11 protein-coding genes are annotated in these 17,279 nt (G+C 74.9%); 7 read left to right on the forward strand and 4 right to left on the reverse strand.

The features are described 5' to 3' along the window. Nucleotide 1: 1 nt before the first annotated feature. From Q8791_RS18495 to Q8791_RS18505, 3 genes are all read right to left on the reverse strand, one after another. On the reverse strand, nt 2–3,043 hold the full coding sequence (locus tag Q8791_RS18495) for a hypothetical protein (RefSeq protein WP_330092985.1): 3,042 nt from the start codon (nt 3,041–3,043) through the stop codon (nt 2–4). Nucleotides 3,044–3,191: 148 nt separating this feature from the next. Then, on the reverse strand, nt 3,192–3,563 hold the full coding sequence (locus Q8791_RS18500) for a DUF6507 family protein (RefSeq protein ID WP_330092986.1): 372 nt from the start codon (nt 3,561–3,563) through the stop codon (nt 3,192–3,194). 548 nt (nt 3,564–4,111) lie between these two features. Continuing rightward, a complete protein-coding gene (locus tag Q8791_RS18505) occupies nt 4,112–5,542 on the reverse strand; it encodes a DUF6177 family protein (RefSeq protein ID WP_330092987.1) in 1,431 nt (476 codons plus the stop codon). 918 nt (nt 5,543–6,460) lie between these two features. Here Q8791_RS18505 and Q8791_RS18510 point away from each other — a divergent pair. From Q8791_RS18510 to Q8791_RS18535, 6 genes are all read left to right on the forward strand, one after another. Continuing rightward, nucleotides 6,461–6,790: a hypothetical protein gene (locus Q8791_RS18510; RefSeq protein WP_330092988.1), complete on the forward strand. Its 330-nt coding sequence runs from the start codon at nt 6,461–6,463 to the stop codon at nt 6,788–6,790. A 19-nt stretch (nt 6,791–6,809) separates the two neighbouring features. Beyond that, nucleotides 6,810–7,106 (forward strand): pore-forming ESAT-6 family protein, encoded by a 297-nt coding sequence (locus tag Q8791_RS18515; protein ID WP_330092989.1) that lies wholly within the window; start codon nt 6,810–6,812, stop codon nt 7,104–7,106. Between the two features lie 50 nt (nt 7,107–7,156). Beyond that, nucleotides 7,157–8,134: a TNT domain-containing protein gene (locus Q8791_RS18520; protein ID WP_330092990.1), complete on the forward strand. Its 978-nt coding sequence runs from the start codon at nt 7,157–7,159 to the stop codon at nt 8,132–8,134. An 87-nt stretch (nt 8,135–8,221) separates the two neighbouring features. Next, nucleotides 8,222–9,547: a type VII secretion integral membrane protein EccD gene (eccD, locus tag Q8791_RS18525; protein ID WP_330092991.1), complete on the forward strand. Its 1,326-nt coding sequence runs from the start codon at nt 8,222–8,224 to the stop codon at nt 9,545–9,547. Nucleotides 9,548–9,557: 10 nt separating this feature from the next. Beyond that, complete coding sequence (locus Q8791_RS18530) at nt 9,558–10,496, forward strand: ATPase (RefSeq protein WP_330092992.1); 939 nt, start codon at nt 9,558–9,560, stop codon at nt 10,494–10,496. 1,173 nt (nt 10,497–11,669) lie between these two features. Beyond that, nucleotides 11,670–13,073, forward strand: a complete 1,404-nt coding sequence (locus tag Q8791_RS18535; protein ID WP_330092993.1) for a hypothetical protein — start codon at nt 11,670–11,672, stop codon at nt 13,071–13,073. Between the two features lie 255 nt (nt 13,074–13,328). On the opposite strand, the gene Q8791_RS18540 is transcribed toward Q8791_RS18535, so the two are convergent. Further along, nucleotides 13,329–14,072, reverse strand: a complete 744-nt coding sequence (locus tag Q8791_RS18540; RefSeq protein ID WP_330092994.1) for a hypothetical protein — start codon at nt 14,070–14,072, stop codon at nt 13,329–13,331. 208 nt (nt 14,073–14,280) lie between these two features. Here Q8791_RS18540 and Q8791_RS18545 point away from each other — a divergent pair, with 208 nt between their 5' ends. Then, nucleotides 14,281–17,157, forward strand: coding sequence for a sigma-70 family RNA polymerase sigma factor (locus tag Q8791_RS18545; RefSeq protein WP_330092995.1), 2,877 nt, complete (start codon nt 14,281–14,283; stop codon nt 17,155–17,157). The last annotated feature ends 122 nt before the right edge of the window (nt 17,158–17,279 follow it).

The raw sequence follows: 17,279 nt of genomic DNA on the forward strand, positions 1-17,279 counted from the left end.
CCTACCTCCGGGTCAGGTTGAATTCGCGGAAGGAGTACCCTGCGCTCCGGTCCTGAGAGGCTCCCTGGCCATCGGCCTGAGTGACCGGGTTGCCCTTGACCTCCACATAGTGGAGTTTGCCTCCGTCGAGGGCCTGCTGGATCTCGTCGGCCAGGTCCTCCTCGGTGAAGGAGTTGGTCCCGTCCTTCTCCCCTCGTTCCCTCATGCTCTCCATGATGGATTCGAGGTAGGCCTGCGTGCCCTGGGAGACCCTCGTCGGCTTCCCGCCGTCCCCCCTGACGATACGCTCGCCGAGCGCGGTGTTCGTGCTGCTCTTGGCCTCGACGACGACGATCCCGCCGTCCTCCGTGCGCCAGATCTGGTCGAACTGGTGGGCCCCGCTCCTGGGCCCCGTGTCGGGCAGGGCGATCTGCTCGACGACCTTCGGCCTGTGGACGGGGTCGCCCTGGTCGTCCAGGACCGGATTGCCGTCCTGGTCCAGGACCGGGCGACCGTCGAACTCCGCGGGGACGGCGATGTCCGCCGTCGCCTCGCCGAAGCGTTCCGAGGCCCTGCCCATCTCCGTGTGCAGCTCGGCGTACCTGGTCCTGGCGTCGGCGAGGTCCTGGGGGACGTCGCCGCCGGAGGCGAGGTGGTCCTTGTACTGCGTCTCCAGCCTGCTGAGTTCGCGCTGCGCGCCCGTGTCCGCGGTGATGGCGTTCCTCCGGTCCTCGGCGAAGCGGTCGAGGTAGTCGAAGGCGGGGTTGCCGGGGTCGCGCGGGAAGAGCGCGTCGGCCTTGCTCAGGTCTCCCCTGTAGGACGGAGGGTCGGCGGGGGCGAGGGCGTCCTTGACGACCCACCTCTGCTCCCCGTCGAACCAGCCGAGCTTCGGCAGGGTGAAACGGTCCGGGCCCACGGTGGTGAAACGGCTCAGCCTGTGGCCGTTCGACTTGTAGAACTCGTCGAAGATCCCGTTGGCGCGGTCGTTCAGGAGACGCTCGAAGTGCGCGTAGAAGCGCCTCCTGCCCTCCGGGGTGTCGCCCCAGCTGTGGTTCCTCAGGTCGTCGACGCTGCTCGGCAGGTCGCTGTCGCCGTCGCCGCCGTCGTTCCCGTTCGTGCCGTCTCCGGGACCGTCCGGGCCGGACCCGTCCCCGCCGTCGGGGAGGAAGGGCGACCCGCCGCCGGGGCCTCCGCCGCCCGTGCCGCCGCCTCCGCCGCCCCCACCGGACCCGCCGCGGCCGGAGTCGGTCTCGATGACGGTGGTGCCTCCGCGCGGGGTGTCGGCGTTCGTCGTGGAGCCCGCGCTGTTGTTCACCGTGCCGTCGTTGCGCGCGTCGACGCGGTTGCCGTCGGCTCCTTCGGCGATCTCGTACTCGCCGCCGCCCACGCGCGCGAGCTCCTCGGGCCGCTCGGCGTCGGCCTCCACACGCGAGGGGTCGTTCTCGTAGCGCTGGACCGGGGTGTCGTCGAGCGAGGAGAGGTCGTCCGGGACCTGCGAGGTCACCCAGTCGTTCTCCTGGTCGTCCATCCCCTCCCGCAGACCGCGGACGGAATCGGGGTCGACGCCGTCGAGGAAGTCCTGGCTGGAGTCGAGCAGCTCGGTGGTCGGATAGGTCGGCTCGTCGGCGTCCCGGTCCGCCCGCCCGTCGTTCCCGTCCCCCGCGGGTCCGTGCTGCTCCTCGGCCTCCGGGTCGGTCCCGGAGCGCGGGGTCGTGTCCGGGGAGGCGCCGTCGTCGGTGTCGCCCGTCGGGGTGCGGCGCCCGTCCCCGCCGGACGGCAGGTCGGCCCCGTCGCCGCCGGTCGTGGCGTCGAGCCGTCGGAGGGCCTCGCTCATGCGGTCGAAGCTCCCCGAGTCGATGTCGAGGTCGGCGAGCCTGCTGAGGTCCACCGGAGTGACGGACCCGTCGCCGAACCTGGGCACGCGTGCCAGGAGGGTGTCCAGGTCGACCCTGTCGGCGTCGGGCAGGTCGGCGTCCGTCCGGCCGCCGTTGACGCCGTCCAGGATGCGTGAACCGCGCCAGGCCAGCAGCGGGACGCCGACGACCGCGCCCACGCCGGTGGCGGTCAGCAGGGCGCCGCCCACCGTCGCGCCGATGTTGAGGGCCGCGGTGCCGATGACGTACCAGGGCCGTTCGCCCCACTCACGCCACGGGACCACCGAGTGGGCGGCCTCGGTCCAGGCGTTCCCGGCGGTCTCCCAGGAGAAGCCCCAGTTGCCGCTCTCGTCCTTGGACACGCCCGCCAGGGACCCCAGGGACTCGACGGTTCCGCCCCAGTACTCCCAGAGGTTGTCCCCCCACGAACCGGAGAACCATCCCTCGGGGCCGTGCGCCCCGACCATGCCGCCGAGGTCCTCCGCCATGCCGACGACGTAGTCCCCGACCGCGTCCGTGGCGTCGGTGTACCAGGCGTAGTCGGTGGTCTGGGGGGAGCCCCACTCCGTCTCCACGCCCTCGAGGGGCTCGTCGAAGCCGTACACGAACTGGCCCACGCCCGCCTCGACGCTGCCGTCGGCCCTCTGCGCGATGAAGGTGGTGCCGCCGAAGAGGGCGGTGATGGCGTTCGCGCACGTGCGCTCGGCCTCCTCGAACTCGTGCTGGAGTCCGGCCGCCCGCTCGAGCAGGGCGTTGTGCTCGGCGACCTTGGGGCTCTCCTCCTTCCACCAGAGCATGCCGCTGCCCTCGTCCCAGTCCTCCTTGTCCCCGTAGTCGATGCTCGCGAGGAAGGCGTAGGAGTCGGTGCGCAGGGTGTACCAGCGGTCCTTGATGCCGCGCGCGGTCTCGGCGAACTCCGTCAGCGCGTCGGAGGCGCCGGACAGCGCCGACGACACCTCGTCGCCGTCGCTCGCGACCGGTGCGAGGACGCCGAAGAGGGTCTCCGACTCCGGGGCGGCGTAGATGCCGTCCAGGCCGGCCCACGCGCCGGTGATGTCGTGACCGGTGTCGGACAGGTCGGTGCCGTCGGTCTTGAGCTTCGACGCCACCGAGTCCAGGAGGTAGGTGAGGGTCTCGGGGATGGGGAACGCACTGGGGTCGATCAGACCGTCGTCGGACAAAGTCGCCACCGTTACCTGTGTGCTGGGGAGACCGCGGACGGGTTCGAGGACCGTGGGGTTTCCCGGGGTGCGTACGTGGGGGGCGGGACGCGGGGGCGTCCGGGCCCTCGTGCCGGGGGCGGGGACCGCTCCGGCAGGGGGAGTCGGGGGAGGAGCGCTACACCGCTTGGTTGGGGCCGTGGTTCGGAGCGGGCTCCGGCTCGGGGATGACCCCGGCGTTGGCCTGGGACTCCGCGGCCATCTCCAGGTCGCCCTCGACGTAGTGCGTGGTCGCCTCGCTGGCGCCGGTGACGGCGGCGACGGTCAGGCCCGCCATGTCGCCCATGATCCCGAAGTAGTGCTCGGCGAACTCGCCCAGGGCCATGCCGATGATGGGGCTCTTGGAGTAGTCGCCGGAGTCGACGATGTGCTCCTCGACCTTCTGCATGACGCCGATGAGGCCGTCTCCGCCGCCCTCCTCGCCGAGGTGTCCGACGACGGCCGTCAGCACGCCGCCGACCGCAGCGGGCTGGATGTTCCACTGTGACACGACTTGTTCCTTTCCGGACGTGCGGCCGGGGTGCTGCCGGGGGCCGCCGGGGGACGAACGTCGGGGGCGGCGCGGGTCTGGCGTCGCGTGTCGGCCGCGGGGGTCGGCCGCGGTGGGAGGTCGCTGCGGTTCGGGTGAGGGGTCAGCCGCCGGGGGCGGAGAGAGCTGCGGCTCCCGGAGCGGCCGTGGGGCCGTCCGCGGGGGCTCGCGCGGACGGGGCGGCGTCTTCGGCGCCCTTCGGAGGGCACTCCGGGGCGGGGGGCTCGATCAGGTCGGACGTCACGGGGTCGACCTCCGGGGCCGGCGTGGCACTGCCTCTCGTCGTCACGCGTCCGCGTACTTTTCTCGGACACCGGGTGTGATGCGCGTTCCGCTCCGATGGTTCCACCGCGACGGGGTGAAAGAAAGCGTTGTCCCGCGAGGAGTCCCGGAGAGCCACGGGACCTGGGCCACGGGCGCGGGGGAGGGCGTACGGTCCGGGCGGCCGGGGGCCCCGGCCGCCCAAGCGACCCGCGACCCCGCCCCGGACCGCGGAGCGGGGCGCCGGGTCAGGCGGACGCCGTGTCGGCCGGGCGGAGGTGGTCCATGAGGGCCCGGAAGCGGTCCCAGGAGTCGGGCTCGGTGCCGTCGCCGATCCGGTACCAGACGGCGGGCGTCATCGGAGGGCCGAAGGGCACGCCCCTGACGGGCGCGGACAGGGCGCGGTCCGTGCCCATCGAGGAGACGCCGTCGACGCCGACGGCCAGGCCCACGGGGACCGGCAGGCCGGACCAGCGAGGGGCGTAGGTGAGGTCGCCCCGGCCGAGGAGGCGCTGGACGGTCAGGCTGCGCAGCGCCTCGTTCGCGGAGAGCTCCTTGACCATGGCGTTCAGGGCGGAGAAGTCCGGCTCCTCACCGGGAGGACGGCCCACGGCGAGGGTGACGCTCTCCCGGACGCCGTCGGGGACCGTGCTGACCCGCAGGGTCCCGGTGAACGGCAGGGCGTCCTTCCCGCGCACGCTCTCCGGCGGGCCCGTGAAGGTCAGCCATGTGGCCCCGGGGGCTCGGCGGCGGCACAGGTCGGTGATCCGGCCGCGGTCCCAGGCGTGCGTCAGGGGCTCGCTGGTACCCCACAGGGCGGGGGCGGAGCCGGCGAGGTGGCCGGCGACCAGCTCCACGGCCCCGCCCAGCCGGAGGCTCACGGTGGCGGGGTGGACGAGCTGGAAGTCGAGCAGGAGCTGCGTGCCGGGGGCGCCGTCGGCCTCGGACCAGCGGAAGTCGGGATGGGGCTGCGCGCCGGGGGCCGCGGGCCCGTCCACGACGAACGCGGACTCCGGGTCCCACACGAGGGGGACGCCGGAGAACCCGTCGTGGTGGCCCCCGTCGCGGTTGCGCACGACCCAGCGCGCGGTGCGGTCGGTGAGCAGGGAGCGGAGGGAGTGGGTGATCCTGCTGTCCGCGGGGGTGACGACCTGGAGGTGGCGGCCGTCACGGCCGTACCGGGCCGTGGCGTCGACGAGCCATCCGCTCATGGGGACCAGGGGGCGGTCCTGGACCACCACGAACGCCTTCTCCGTCAGGGTGGTGACGGCGGGGTGGTCCGTGGCGCCGGTGAGGTTGCCGTCGCGCCCGGTCAGCCGCGGTTCCGGGACCCACACCGCTCCGCCGTGCCGCTCGACCAGGTGCTCGGCGAACCGGAGCACCAGCGCGGCGGTGTCGACGTCCGCGAGTTCGGCGCCTCGGGCCTCCACCCAGTAGGGCTGGGCGGGCAGGTCGTCGCTGACCCCGTCGGTGAGGAGCCGGTCCGCCTCGGCGGACAGGGCCAGCCGCTGGGCGGCCTGCATGGCGGCGACGAGCCTGCCGGAGTCGTCGCGCAGTTCGATGACCGCGCCCTCGGAGACCGAGCGCACGCGCAGTGCGGGCCCGGCCGCGACCAGGGCGTCGATGAGGCTGCGCCGGGCGGGGGCCTCGGTCAGCAGGGCGACCACGTCGTGACTCAAGAGGGCTCCTTCGGGAGTGTCACCTGGCGCGGAGAACCCTACCGAACCGGTGGTGAGGGCCCGGTCGCGATCGTCCCGGACCACGGGGTGCACCGACGGCGGGGCCAGGGCCGTCCGGAACGGCGCCGGGAGGGGAGCGGCACGGCCGCGGGAGCGGGCGCGGGGCGGCCCCCGGGCGGCTCCGACGACGGCGGTTCCGCCGGACGGGTTCCGTAGCGCGGTGCGGGGGGAGCGGCCCGCCCCGGGGAGGGAGCGTGCGGCAGGCGTCGGCGCGCGCTGCGCGCGGACCGGAGCCGTGAGGGCGGGGCACTGGCCGGATGTGGCCACCCACGCTCGGTGAGCGGAGGGGGTGTCGCGGGGGCCGGAGCCCGGGCCCCGTCCTCCCACCCGTCCTCCCACCCCTCCTCCCGGACGCCTCCGACCGTCCGCCGTGGTCGGCGGGGTGGAGGGACGCGGGGACGGGCGGTGAGCTCGCCCCGGAAATGAGACGGGGGCGTCCGCGGGGGGTTTCCGTGCGCCGACACGGATTCTCCGGGGAATTCAAGGCGTATATGTCCGCTCTGACCTGCGCACCCGCTTATCGTTCCGCCCGGCCGGCGCCGACGCCGACGGATCGGTCGCGATGGAGGGGGAGGGGATCCCGGGGCCGGTAACAGCCGCCACCTGCCCCGTCTCCCCGGGTGCGGACGGCTGCGGGGACCCGGGCCCGTGTCGCGGCGCCCCTTGTCCACAGGTTGCGGAGTGCGTCTATTTCTCCGTCACAGGTCGCTTGTATTATGCAGTTCCTCCCCCACAGGGGCGATCGAGTCCATTCTCTGGTTCCGGGACTCTCCCTCCGAACCACGGGCACTCCGCGTGCATCCTCCCCTTCGGGAGGCGACCGCCTCGCGAGTTCCCCCGAGGAAAGCAGGTGAACAGTTGTCACGCTGGGAAGTCGGCGATAGCACGCTGAACACGCTGGCCCAGAACACCGGTGGTTCCGGTGACGAGCTGACCAGCCTCATCCAGCAACTCGTCCAGGCAGCGGAACCGCTCGCAGGCAAGTTCGACGGCGCCGGCAAGGCGGCCTTCGACTCCTTCAAGTTGCAGGCCGACAGCATCACGGCCGACCTGCGCGCCGGCCTCGGCTCCATCCAGGAGGGGCAGGGCGGCATGAACGCGGCCTTCACCACCGGTGCCGACACCATGGCCGACGACGCCAACCAGAACATGGGCGCGGCCAACTTCGACGCGGCCAAGTTCCGCTGATCACTCCTGAGGAGTCCGCATGAGCTCGAACGCCTACGACGTCGGAGCCTCCCAGGAGGCCCAGGCCAACATCAACACCATCACCAACCGCCTCGAAACGCTGATCGGCGAGCGCGACACCGATGTCAGCGCGGCCATGGCCGAGTTCGAGGCCACCGGAGTGTCCGAGGAGTACAGCGCCAAGGAACTCAAGTGGCACAACGCGGGCAACGAGGTCCGTGAGATCATCCGGCTGGTGCGCGACACGCTGGAGACCAACGACTCCACCGCGCAGGAGACCCTGAGCCGCGCCAACTCCGCGGTCCAGAACATCTGACCGGTCCCGGGGCGGGGCGGGAGACACACGAGAGGTAACGGGGAGCACGGTTGGCACGCGACTACGACAGTCAGCTGCTGGAGTCCGTCGCCGTGCGCCGACAGCGCCTCCGGGAGGCGGTCCTCTTCGGAGGGCAGCGCACCCGGCGCCGCCTTGACGAGAACTTCGGCAAGGTCGCGATCAGTGCCTGCCTCGCCGCCGTCATCTGCGGCGGCACCGTCGGCTGGTCGTTCGTCAGCACCCAGCTCAGCACCCAGCGGGTCGAACAGGAGCAGGAGGCGTCCGGCCCGGCCAACAACGCCGTGCCGCCCATCCCCGGGGACTGGGTCGGCGCCCAGGTCACCCTCGACCTGGCCCGCGAGGAGTTGGACGGTGCGGGGGTCCCCGCGAGCCTGTACGTGCTCCCCGGAGACCCCCGCCCCGCGCCCGAGACGGTCGACAGCTACTACCTGATCACCCAGGACGAGGAGGGCTACCTGGCCGCGGCCGTCATCGACTTCGACCAGGGCCGCCCCGGCATGGAGTTCACGACCGAGGACCAGGCCGCCCGCTGGCTCTACCAGGAACTGGCCACCACCGAGCCCCCGCCGACCGTCCTCACGCAGTCGGAGGAGGGCGAGGCCGCGGAGGCCTCCGCGGAGCTGGTCACCGACGTCCGCGAGAGCCTGGAGGAGCGCAGCGGCGGCTCCTACCTGCACGGTCTCGAGGTCGGCGACGTCGTCGACTCCTTCGGGCAGGAGAGCGGCCGGTACCTGTTCCCCGACGGGACCCCGTTCGACGAGCGCGGTCTGCCCGGATACGCCCGCACCGGAGCGGGCGGCGAGGAGCTCTACCACCGCTTCCGGGTCATCCACCCCTTCCAGGTGAGCGCCACCACCGCGCCCGCGCACGAGGACCTGCCCGGCGGAGGGATCCGCTTCACGCTCGACACGGCCGGGTTCTCCGAGGTTCCCCCCGCCCCCACGGTCCGCTGGCTGGTCGGCAACGGCTACCTGGAGCGCATCGCCGTCAGCGACGTACCCGCCTGACCCCGCCGACACGGGGCCGCCCCCGTGTCCGGGCCCGAAAACGGTGGTGGACCGCCACCCGAGACGCAAGAGCAGGATTGGAAGGCAATGACCGCTTGGAGCCGGGTGACGCTCGTCGGTGAGGAGCGCAGGGTCGACGCCGTCCTGCCCGCGAGCGAACCCGTGGGCGCGCTCATGCCGGAGGTCCTCGACCTCCTCGGGGACCAGGTGGAGAACCCCGCGAAGCTGCGCCACCTGGTGACAGCCTCCGGGATCGTCCTGGACGGCGACACCACCCTCGCCGACCGGCAGGTCGCCGACGGGGCGGTGCTGCGGCTCGTCCGGGCCGAGGAGCCGGTGCCGGCGCCCGTCGTGCACGAGGTGCCCGAGGCGGTGTCCATGGCACTGGACGGCCACCTGGGGCGCTGGAGCCCGGAGGCGGCCCGGTGGACCGCGACACTCGCGCTGGTCGTCCTCTCCCTCGGGGCGGGGTGGGTCCTCCAGGGGTACTTCTCCGCGGGCGGTGGCGTCGTCGGCCTGGCCGTGGTCGCCGCCCTCCTGGTGGCGGTCGGTGCGGCGATCGGACCGACCTGGCGCGAACCCCTGGGCACGGCGCTGGCGATCAGCGGCACGGCGGTCGGCGGGCTGGCCCTGTGGCTGGCCTGCGACCAGTTCGGCTGGGCCGAATGGGCCCGCTGGGGCGGCACCGCCGCCCTCGTGTCCGGCCTGGTCCTGCTCCTCGGGCTCACCTCGGCCCTGGGCCGGGGCGGCCTGACCGGCGGCGGCGTGGGGCTCGCCCTGGCGGCCGTGTGGTCGGCGGGCGCCGCGTTCGGCCTGCCCTCTTACCAGGTCGCCGCGATCATGACCGTGGCCTGCGTGATCCTGTTGAGCCTGCTCCTGCGGCTGGCCCTGACGTTCTCCGGGCTCGCCGTGCTGGACGACCGGCGCAGCTCCGGCGACGCCGTGGCCCGCGGCGACGTCCTCACGTCGGTGGCCGGGGCCCACCGCAGCCTGGTGATCGCCACCGTCTCGGTCGCCGTGGCCACGGCCACCGCCGGGATCGGCCTGGCCACCCACTTCGACTGGTGGACGGCGGGACTGTCGGTCGTGCTGGCCCTGGTGGTCGCCAGCCGGGCCCGGCTCTTCCCCCTGGTCGCCCAGAAGTCGGCACTCATCGGAGCGAGCCTGGTGGTCCTGGTGAGTTTCCTGTTCGCGTGGGCCGACGCCGTGGCGTGGGGTGTGTGGCCCGCGCTGGGGATCGCGGTCGCGGTCGCGGCCATCCCGGCGGTGGTCCTGTCCATCGAACAGCCCGAGCACGTGCGCGCCAGGCTCCGCGGTGTCACGAGCAGGTTCGAGGCGGTCGCCGTCGTCGTCCTGGTGCCCCTGGCGATCGGTGCGTTCGGCACCTACCAGCGACTCCTCACGACCTTCTGAGCGGGGGACGATGAACGCTTCACAGACCCACACACCGGGGGCGCCTCCCGTGCACGCCTACCCGGCTCCACCCGACGCCCCGTCCCGGCCGGTGGCCGCGGACGGCTGGGCCCGCAGGGTCGGACGCACGGTCCTGCGGCCCTTCCGGCCCGTGGACGCGGTGGCGGAGGCCATCGAGCTGGGGCGGCGGTTGCAGCGCCCCACCTCGACGGGGCGCCGGATCCTCGTCGACGACCTGGGGACGGGCGCGGACGCGGCGGCGGTCACCGCCCTCGTCGCCCGCGCGCTGGCCCACTTCCGCCACGACCGGGTGCTGGCGGTGGACGCCACCGGACGGGAGCCCTCGATGGCCGACCGCCTGGGAGCCGCCGAGCCGGGCGACCTGGACGGGGTGGACTCCACCGGGTTCGAGTCAGTGTGCGGCAGCCTCGGAGAGGTCAACGAGGGCCTGTGGACGGTGAGGGCCGACCCGGAGCGGGCGGACGCCTACTCCGCCGGACTGCTTCCGATCTCCAGGTTCTTCGGGGTGACGCTCGTCGCGGGTCGCGACGACGGCGCGTTCTCCGCCGCCGTCGGCGCGGGCGCGCACTCCCGGGTGCGGGTGGTCCGGGCGACGCGCGAGTCCGCGCTGAGGGTCGGGCGCGAGCTGGACTCCCTGGCCGGCAGGGGGCGGGGCGAGGCGGAGAGGACCGTGGTGGTCGTCTTCGACGAGCAGCGGCGCGAGGACCCGGAGTTCGACGTGGCGCGCACGGTCCGGATCATCTCCGAGAGCGGTGCCGCCGTCGTGGTCCTGCCGCACGACCGGCACGTCGCGCAGGGCGCCGCCGTGCTCCCGCGACTGATCGGCGAGGCCACCCACCGGATGGTCCAGCTCGTCGCCGCGGAGGCACTGGGCCGCGCCGTCGGCGGCGCCCCGCCCGCACGCGCACGCACGGAAGGAGGGGAGTAGTCCGTGAACCAGCACCACGGGACCGATCCCGAGCAGGGCACCCCTCCCCGGGGGACCCCGGGGAGGGGGGACGAGCGCCCCGCGCCCCACGACGAAGCGGAGAACCCCTCCGGCGATCGCCCGCGCCACCCCGACCCGGGCACGCCGCCGCACGGCGGCCCCGGGACGGGCCGGGACGCGCCCGCCGGCGGCCGACCGGACGGCTCCGGTCCGCGCACGCCCCCCGGCCACGGGCCCCCCGCTCCGGCCGTGGGCACGAACCCGCAGCCGTGGCAGAACTCCGCGCCGAGCGGTCCGCAGGTCCCCCCGTACCCGAACCGCGCGGGCGCCGCCCCGCCGCACCCGCCGACCGGGACCGGACCGCAGGGCCGGCCGGCCCCGCCGCCGCAGTGGGGTGACAGCGGTGCGCAGCCGTCCGCGCGCCGGCCCGCCCCGTGGTTCCCGGTAGGTCCCGAACAGGGCCGTGCGGACGAGGGCGGCCACCCGCCGCCGGGCCCGTTCCCCCCGACCCCCTACGCGGTCGAGACGCCGCGCCCCCACGAACCCACCGGACCCAACCAGCCGCCGTGGGCGGGGCCCTCCGGCCCGCAGAACCCCCCGGCCCCGGCCCCGCAGCAGCCGCCGCAGCAGCCGCAGCAGCCGCGGACCTTCGCCCAGGACTCGATGGCCGAGGCGTTCCTGTCCGGTGCCCCGATGCCGACGCCTGCTCCGCCGCCGCCGCCGCCCGACCCCGGCTCGCAGCACACACCGTGGGAACGGCCGCCGTCCGGTCCGCAGCAGCCGTACCCCGGTGCGCAGGCGCTCCCCGGCGGGCAGCCGTCCTCGCAGCAGCACTCACCGTCGGGCCCGCAGCGCTCGCCGTGGGAGGCTCCGCCGTCGGATCCCCGGGAACCGCTCCGGGGAGCTCCGCAGCAGCCGGGCGGTCCGCCGTCCGGGCCTCAGGAGCCGCTTCGGAACGCTCCCCAGCGGCCGGGCGGTCCCCGGTCGGGCCCGCAGCAGCCGCAGGTCCGTCCCCGGTCCGGGCCCCAGGAGCCGTTCCGGAACGCTCCCCAGCGGCCGGGCGGACCGCTGTCGGGTCCGCAGGGGTCGGAGGCGCGCCCGCAGCCCGGACCCGGGCAGTCGCCGTGGGAGCGCCCGCCCTCGGGTCCGCAGCAGCCGATGTGGCCGCACCCCGTGCGGGACGCGACCCCGGGCGGACCCGCGCACCACGCGTCCGCCCCCGCACCGCCTCAGTCGGCTCCGCCCCCATCCGCTCCGCCCCGGACACCGCCCCCGCAGGCTCCCCGGCCGCCCCGGCACGAGCCGCCCGCGACCGCCCACACGGAGGTCCCCCCGGCCCGCGCCTGGTTCGGGACGGGGACGCCTCCGGAACCGGCGGACCCGCGGCCCGCGGCCGACAGGACGCGGGCGCCCCGCGAGGTCGGGCCGCCGCGCCCCGCCGACCCGCCGACCGCCCCCGGCGAGGACGCGGGCGGGGCCGACCCCGACGCCGAGGAGACGGACGTCTTCCTCGTCCTCGGAGCCGACCGGCGTGCGCGCAAGGACAAGGAGAAGGACGAGACCGCCGAGGACTCCGGGGCCGCCGACACCGCAGACGCTCCGGACGCGCTCCCGCGGACACGGGCCGAGGCGTCGCCCCCCACACCCCCGGCCCCCGCGGACACGGGGCAAGGCGACGCGTCACTGCTGTACCGGGGCGTCTCCCTGCTCGGCGGGGACGAGACCGCTCCCGCCCCGGCGCGGACCGACGGCGCGGGCGGCGAACCCGCTCCTGGCAGCGAAGCGGCTCCCGAGACGTCCTCCGCCACCGAGGCCGCCCCGACCGCGGGGGCGGGTGACGAGGTCGTCACCGAGCCCGGGCCGACAGGCGCCGAGGCGGTGGAGGACGCCCGCGCATCCGCGCAGGGGGGCTCACGAGCCGCAGCCCCGCCCGAGCCCGCTCCGTCGGTCGACCCGGGGCCCGTGACCGCGCCGCGGTCCGGTCCCGAGCGGCCCCCGTCGGGACCGGTCACGCCGGCCCGCCCGGACCCCGTGCCGCCGTTCGACACGGTCGCCGTCGGTCCCGGGAGCGCCGGTCCCCTGGAGGTGACCGGCTTCCTGGACATCCCCGCCGCGCCCTACACGGAGGGCTGGCGGTCCGACGGGCTCGAACGCGCCGAAGCGGCCGAGCGGTTCGAGGGCCTGACCGGTTTCGAGCAGGCGCACGAGCCCGGACCGCCGGCGCAGTCCGACTGGTCCCGTCCGGACGGGCGCCCCGAGCGGGACGGGCGGCCGGAGACCGGCTCCGCGAATCCTCCCCCGCAGGTGGACCACCCCGCCCCGGCGGACGTCCCCCCGCGGTCCGTTCCGCCGGAGACCGCGGGCATCGAGTCCTGGATCGAGGCCGCGGGCACGGCGGGCGCGGCCGGTCCCACGGTGACCGAGGTGGCCGCGATGGCGGCCGTGGCCGCGAGCGACGGTCACGTTCCCGTCCCGGGAGGGTTCGAGCAGCGGATCGCCGCGGTGAGGCCCGTCCCGGCGACTGCCTGGAAGCGCGTGGTCTTCGGCGCCACCCGGGGGCGGCTCAACCTCGGGTGACATGAGGAGGAGGCGCGTCCGCCTCCCCTTGCGGACACGCCTCCGGGGGCGCCGGCGCGCGGCGCTCCCCCTTCCGCCGAACGGTCCCGGGTCGTCCTCTCCCGGGGCCGGAGAACCCGGGGCCTCCGCTCGGCGGGCGGACGGCCGGACGCGGTCGTCCCCTCAGCGAGTCCGCGGTCCGGCCGACCGCCGTCCGGCACGGGGCCGCACACCCCTCGGGGCGGGGCCGACCGGTGCCAGGACGGCGTCACTCGGTCATCCGGGCCTCTCCAGGCCCCCGACCAACGCCAGTGCCTCCCGGTGCGTGGGAGGGAGTGCCACCGACCACACGGCGGCGCCGTGTTCCCAGCCGATGCCCCTGCGCAGCTCGTCCAGCTCCCGGTCCAGGTCGTCGGAGTCGGGGGCGATCACCCCGATCCGGCCCCGGCCGAGCAGGCACACCGACTCGCCCCGGGTGAAGAACCGGCACAGCTCGTACCCGAGGACGATGAGCCGGGCCGCGCGCCGCCACGGGTCGATCTGCGGATCCAGCGACACGACGGCCAGCCGGTGGCCCCACGCCGGAGCCGGGCCGCCGTCGGCGTTCCGGTACAGCTCGCCGATCCGGGTCCTCAGGTACTCCGGGGTGGCCAGGCCGGTCAGCGCGTCCTGGCAGGTCTCCCGCCCCCGCCCGGCGTCGGCCCACCCCTCGGCGAGGGCCCGCACCAGTTCGAGCGGTGGGCTCCGCCACCCCGCCAGCGCCGTGAACGCGGCGAGGTCGTCCAGGCTCTGGCCGATCCCCACCCCCGAACGGGCCCGCGCCTCGCCCAGCCGCGTGCACGGCTCGGCCAGGTCCGTCCCGGTCGTGAAGGCCTCGCACACCGCGTCCACGGCAGGGGTCCACCAGTCGTCCGGGGGGTTCCAGCCCGCCTCCCGGCTCCGCCGCCCCCACGGGGCGCGCAGTTGCCGGGCGTGGACCCCGCGGTCCCGCGTCCCGGTTCCCGTCTCGGCATCACCCATGGTGTCGCTCCTGATCGTCGGTCCGACTCCGGTGAGCGGCGGGGACCCGCGCCCCCGCGACGGGCCTCCGCCGCTCGCCTTCACCCCTGATTACCGAGATCGGTAGCGGTCATGACGCGGATGCGGGATATTTTTTCGAGTACGTGTTCTTCCGACACCGAGCCGGTGTTCTTCCTGGCTTGTGACGGGATCTAGTGAGAGGACCTCGGTGCCCGACGCCGACAGAAACCACACAGAGGTACTCCTTGGTGACGCTGAGGTCATCAAGCGTGTGCGTGGCGGGGACACCGCCGCCTACGCGACTCTGTACGAGCGGCACGTGGTGTCGGCGCGCGGACTGGCCAGGCAGCTGTTGCGGGGCGAGGCGGAGGCGGAGGACGCCGTCGCCGAGGCGTTCACCCGGGTGCTCAGCGTCATCCAGCGGGGCAAGGGCCCCGAGGACTCCTTCCGCCCCTACCTGCTCACCGCCGTGCGCAACGCCGCCTACGACCGGGGGCGGGGGGAGAAGCGCCAGCTCGTCACGGACGACATGGAGAGCTTCGACCCCGGCCAGCCCTTCGTGGATCCGGCGCTGGAGGGACTGGAGCGGTCCCTGATCGCCCGCGCGTTCCTCTCCCTGCCCGAGCGGTGGCAGTCCGTCCTGTGGCACACGGAGATCGAGGGCACCAAGCCGGCCGACGCCGCGCCCCTGCTCGGCATGAACCCCAACGGCGTCGCCGCCCTCGCCTACAGGGCGCGGGAGGGGCTCAGGCAGGCCTACCTCCAGATGCACCTGGCGGGCGGCGCCGCCGCCGAGGCGTGCCGCCCGACCCTCGGGCTCCTCGGCGGCTACGTCCGGGGAGGGCTGTCCAAACGGGACACCGCCAAGGTCGACACGCACATGGACGTCTGCGCGGACTGCCGCGAGGTGTACGCGGAACTGATGGACGTCAACGTCGGCCTGCGCGGGATCGTTCTTCCGCTCGTGGTCGGCTCCGGTGCGGCGGGCTACCTCGCCCTCACCCCGGCCGGCACCGCCACGGGCGCCTGGTGGGGTCGTATGTCGCGCCGCCAACAGCAGGTGACGGCGGGGGGCGCGGCCGCCGCCGGTGTGGCGGTCGCGGTCGCCCTCGCCCTGGTCGGCGGGGAACAGCCGGCGACACCGTACGACCCGCCCCCGGTCGCGGCCCCGCAGGAGCAACCTGTTCCAGCGCCCGCGGAGCCCGCACCGGACACGCCTCCGGACACGCCTCCGGACACGCCTCCCGGCGCCCCGCCCGCGGACGCCCCGCCTCCCGCCGCGCCGGACGCCCCGGAGCGTCCGGAGGCCCCGGAGGCCCCGGACCGCCCCGAGGCGCCGGCCCCGCCGGCGGAAGCGGCCCCGCCGCCGGCCGACGTCCCGGAAGAGGAGGTGCCCGAGGACGCCCCCGAACCGCTGTTCGCGGCGGGTATCGACCCGGTCGGCGCGCTCCTCCCCGGCAGCGACGGGATCATGGTCCTGGACGTGCGCAACATCGGTGCCCCCACGGCCGACGACGTCATCGCGATGATCACCCTGCCGCCCGGGGTCGAGATGGTCTCCTCCGGCGGTGCCGGGAGCGCGGTCCCCATGGCGGCCGGCAACGGGGACTGGAGCTGCTCGTCGGGCAGTGGCGGCGGAGAGTGCGTGCACCCGCGTATGTCGGCCGGGCAGAACAGCACGCAGTTCCTCGACGTGCGCGTGGACGCCGGAGCCGACGTCGGCGTCCCCGCGTCGGTGACGGTGTCCTCCGGCCGCGTGGCCGCCAGCGCGACAGGGGAGCGGGGGGTGACCTCCGAGGGGGTGACCGCGCGCTACGCGACGGCGGGCCGGGTACGGACCGAGAGCGTCGGCAACGCGCTGATGACCTGTGTCGAGCCGGAACGGCCTCCGGGAGGGCACTGGCCGTGGCCCTGGCCCTGGCCGGAATGGCCGGAGGTCCCCGGCACTGTTCCCGACGCCGTCCCGGAGACCGGGGTGCTCCCCGACGGCGCCGACACCGGCGCCGACGTGCCGACCGCCCCGGACGCCGACCTGTCCCGCGCTCCGCGGGAACCGGTGGCGACGGAGCCCGAGGCGGACGTGCCCCCCGAGGGGGAAGTGGACCCCGGGGGCCAGGGGGGCGAGGGGGCGCCTGACGTCACCGACGTCCCGCCGGACAACGATCCGCCCACGGAAACGGCGGAGGACGCGGAGGAGGGCGGCCACGGGAACGAGCCGTCCCCGGAGGCGGCCCCCGGCCCGTCCCCGACTCCCGGGGCGGGGGCGCAGACTCCGGGCGGCCCCTGTGCCGAGGCCCGTCTCCGTGAGGGGCGGCACCGCGACAACGACAACTGGGTGATGGCGCCGCTGGACGACGACCAGGACCCCACCACCACCTCGTCGAGCGCCGCGACCTGGGACCTCCCCGAAGGCGGCGCGGTCCGCTGGGCGGGCCTGTACTTCTCGGCGGCGGGCGCCCCCGACTCCCCCACCGCCCGGGTCAAGGGGCCGGGCATGACGGAGTACCGGACCGTGGCCGCCACCGACACGGAGGTGGCGGACCTGCCCGCCTACCCCGCCTACCAGGCGTTCGCCGACGTCACCGACCTCGTGCGGGCGCAGGGCGGCGGCCAGTGGTGGGTGGGCGACGTACCGGCGAGGGAGGGCCGGGGCGTGTACGCCGGGTGGAGCCTGGTGGTGGTCCTGGAGGACCCGGGCATCGGCTCCTACAACCAGGCGATGGTGCTCGACGACACCGGGGCCGTCTTCCGGGACGACACGGGCATGTCCTTCCCGGTGTCGGGGCTGCTGCCCGCCGCGGTCCCCTCGCACGTCGACGTGGTGGCCTGGGAGGGTGACGCCGACCTGCGGGGGGACAGGGTGACGGTGGACGGCCAGGTGGTCGCGCCGAGCAGCGGGTACGGGGAGGCGGACAACGCGTTCGCCGGTTCGGCCCGCGGGGCGGTGGGGGACCCCCTCACCTTCGGCACCGACGTCGTCCGATTCGACGCGGTACTCGGTCGGGAAACGGATATCCGAATCCTCACCGAGCAGGACGCCGTACTGGTGGGAGTCGTGGCGGTGACCGCCCCGATGCGTACCTGAAGTCCGGTATTCGCGCCGCGCTCCGAACCTGGCCCGAGGGGCTGGGAAGCCCCATCCGCCCCGGGGGGTCGCCTGTGCGTAGTGACCTCATGACTTTGCGTATTCACGGAGGGCACGCAAAA

The organism is Nocardiopsis codii, assembly GCF_036327455.1.
In the GTDB taxonomy this organism is placed as follows: Bacteria; Actinomycetota; Actinomycetes; order Streptosporangiales; family Streptosporangiaceae; genus Nocardiopsis; species Nocardiopsis codii.

What these genes read in the sequence shown, in the direction of transcription:
- Q8791_RS18515 (WP_330092989.1), top strand. Translation starts at nt 6,810, where the DNA reads ATGAGCTCGAACGCCTACGACGTCGGAGCCTCCCAGGAGGCCCAGGCC.
- eccD (WP_330092991.1), top strand. Translation starts at nt 8,222, where the DNA reads ATGACCGCTTGGAGCCGGGTGACGCTCGTCGGTGAGGAGCGCAGGGTC.
- Q8791_RS18530 (WP_330092992.1), top strand. Translation starts at nt 9,558, where the DNA reads ATGAACGCTTCACAGACCCACACACCGGGGGCGCCTCCCGTGCACGCC.
- Q8791_RS18540 (WP_330092994.1), bottom strand. Translation starts at nt 14,072, where the DNA reads ATGGGTGATGCCGAGACGGGAACCGGGACGCGGGACCGCGGGGTCCAC.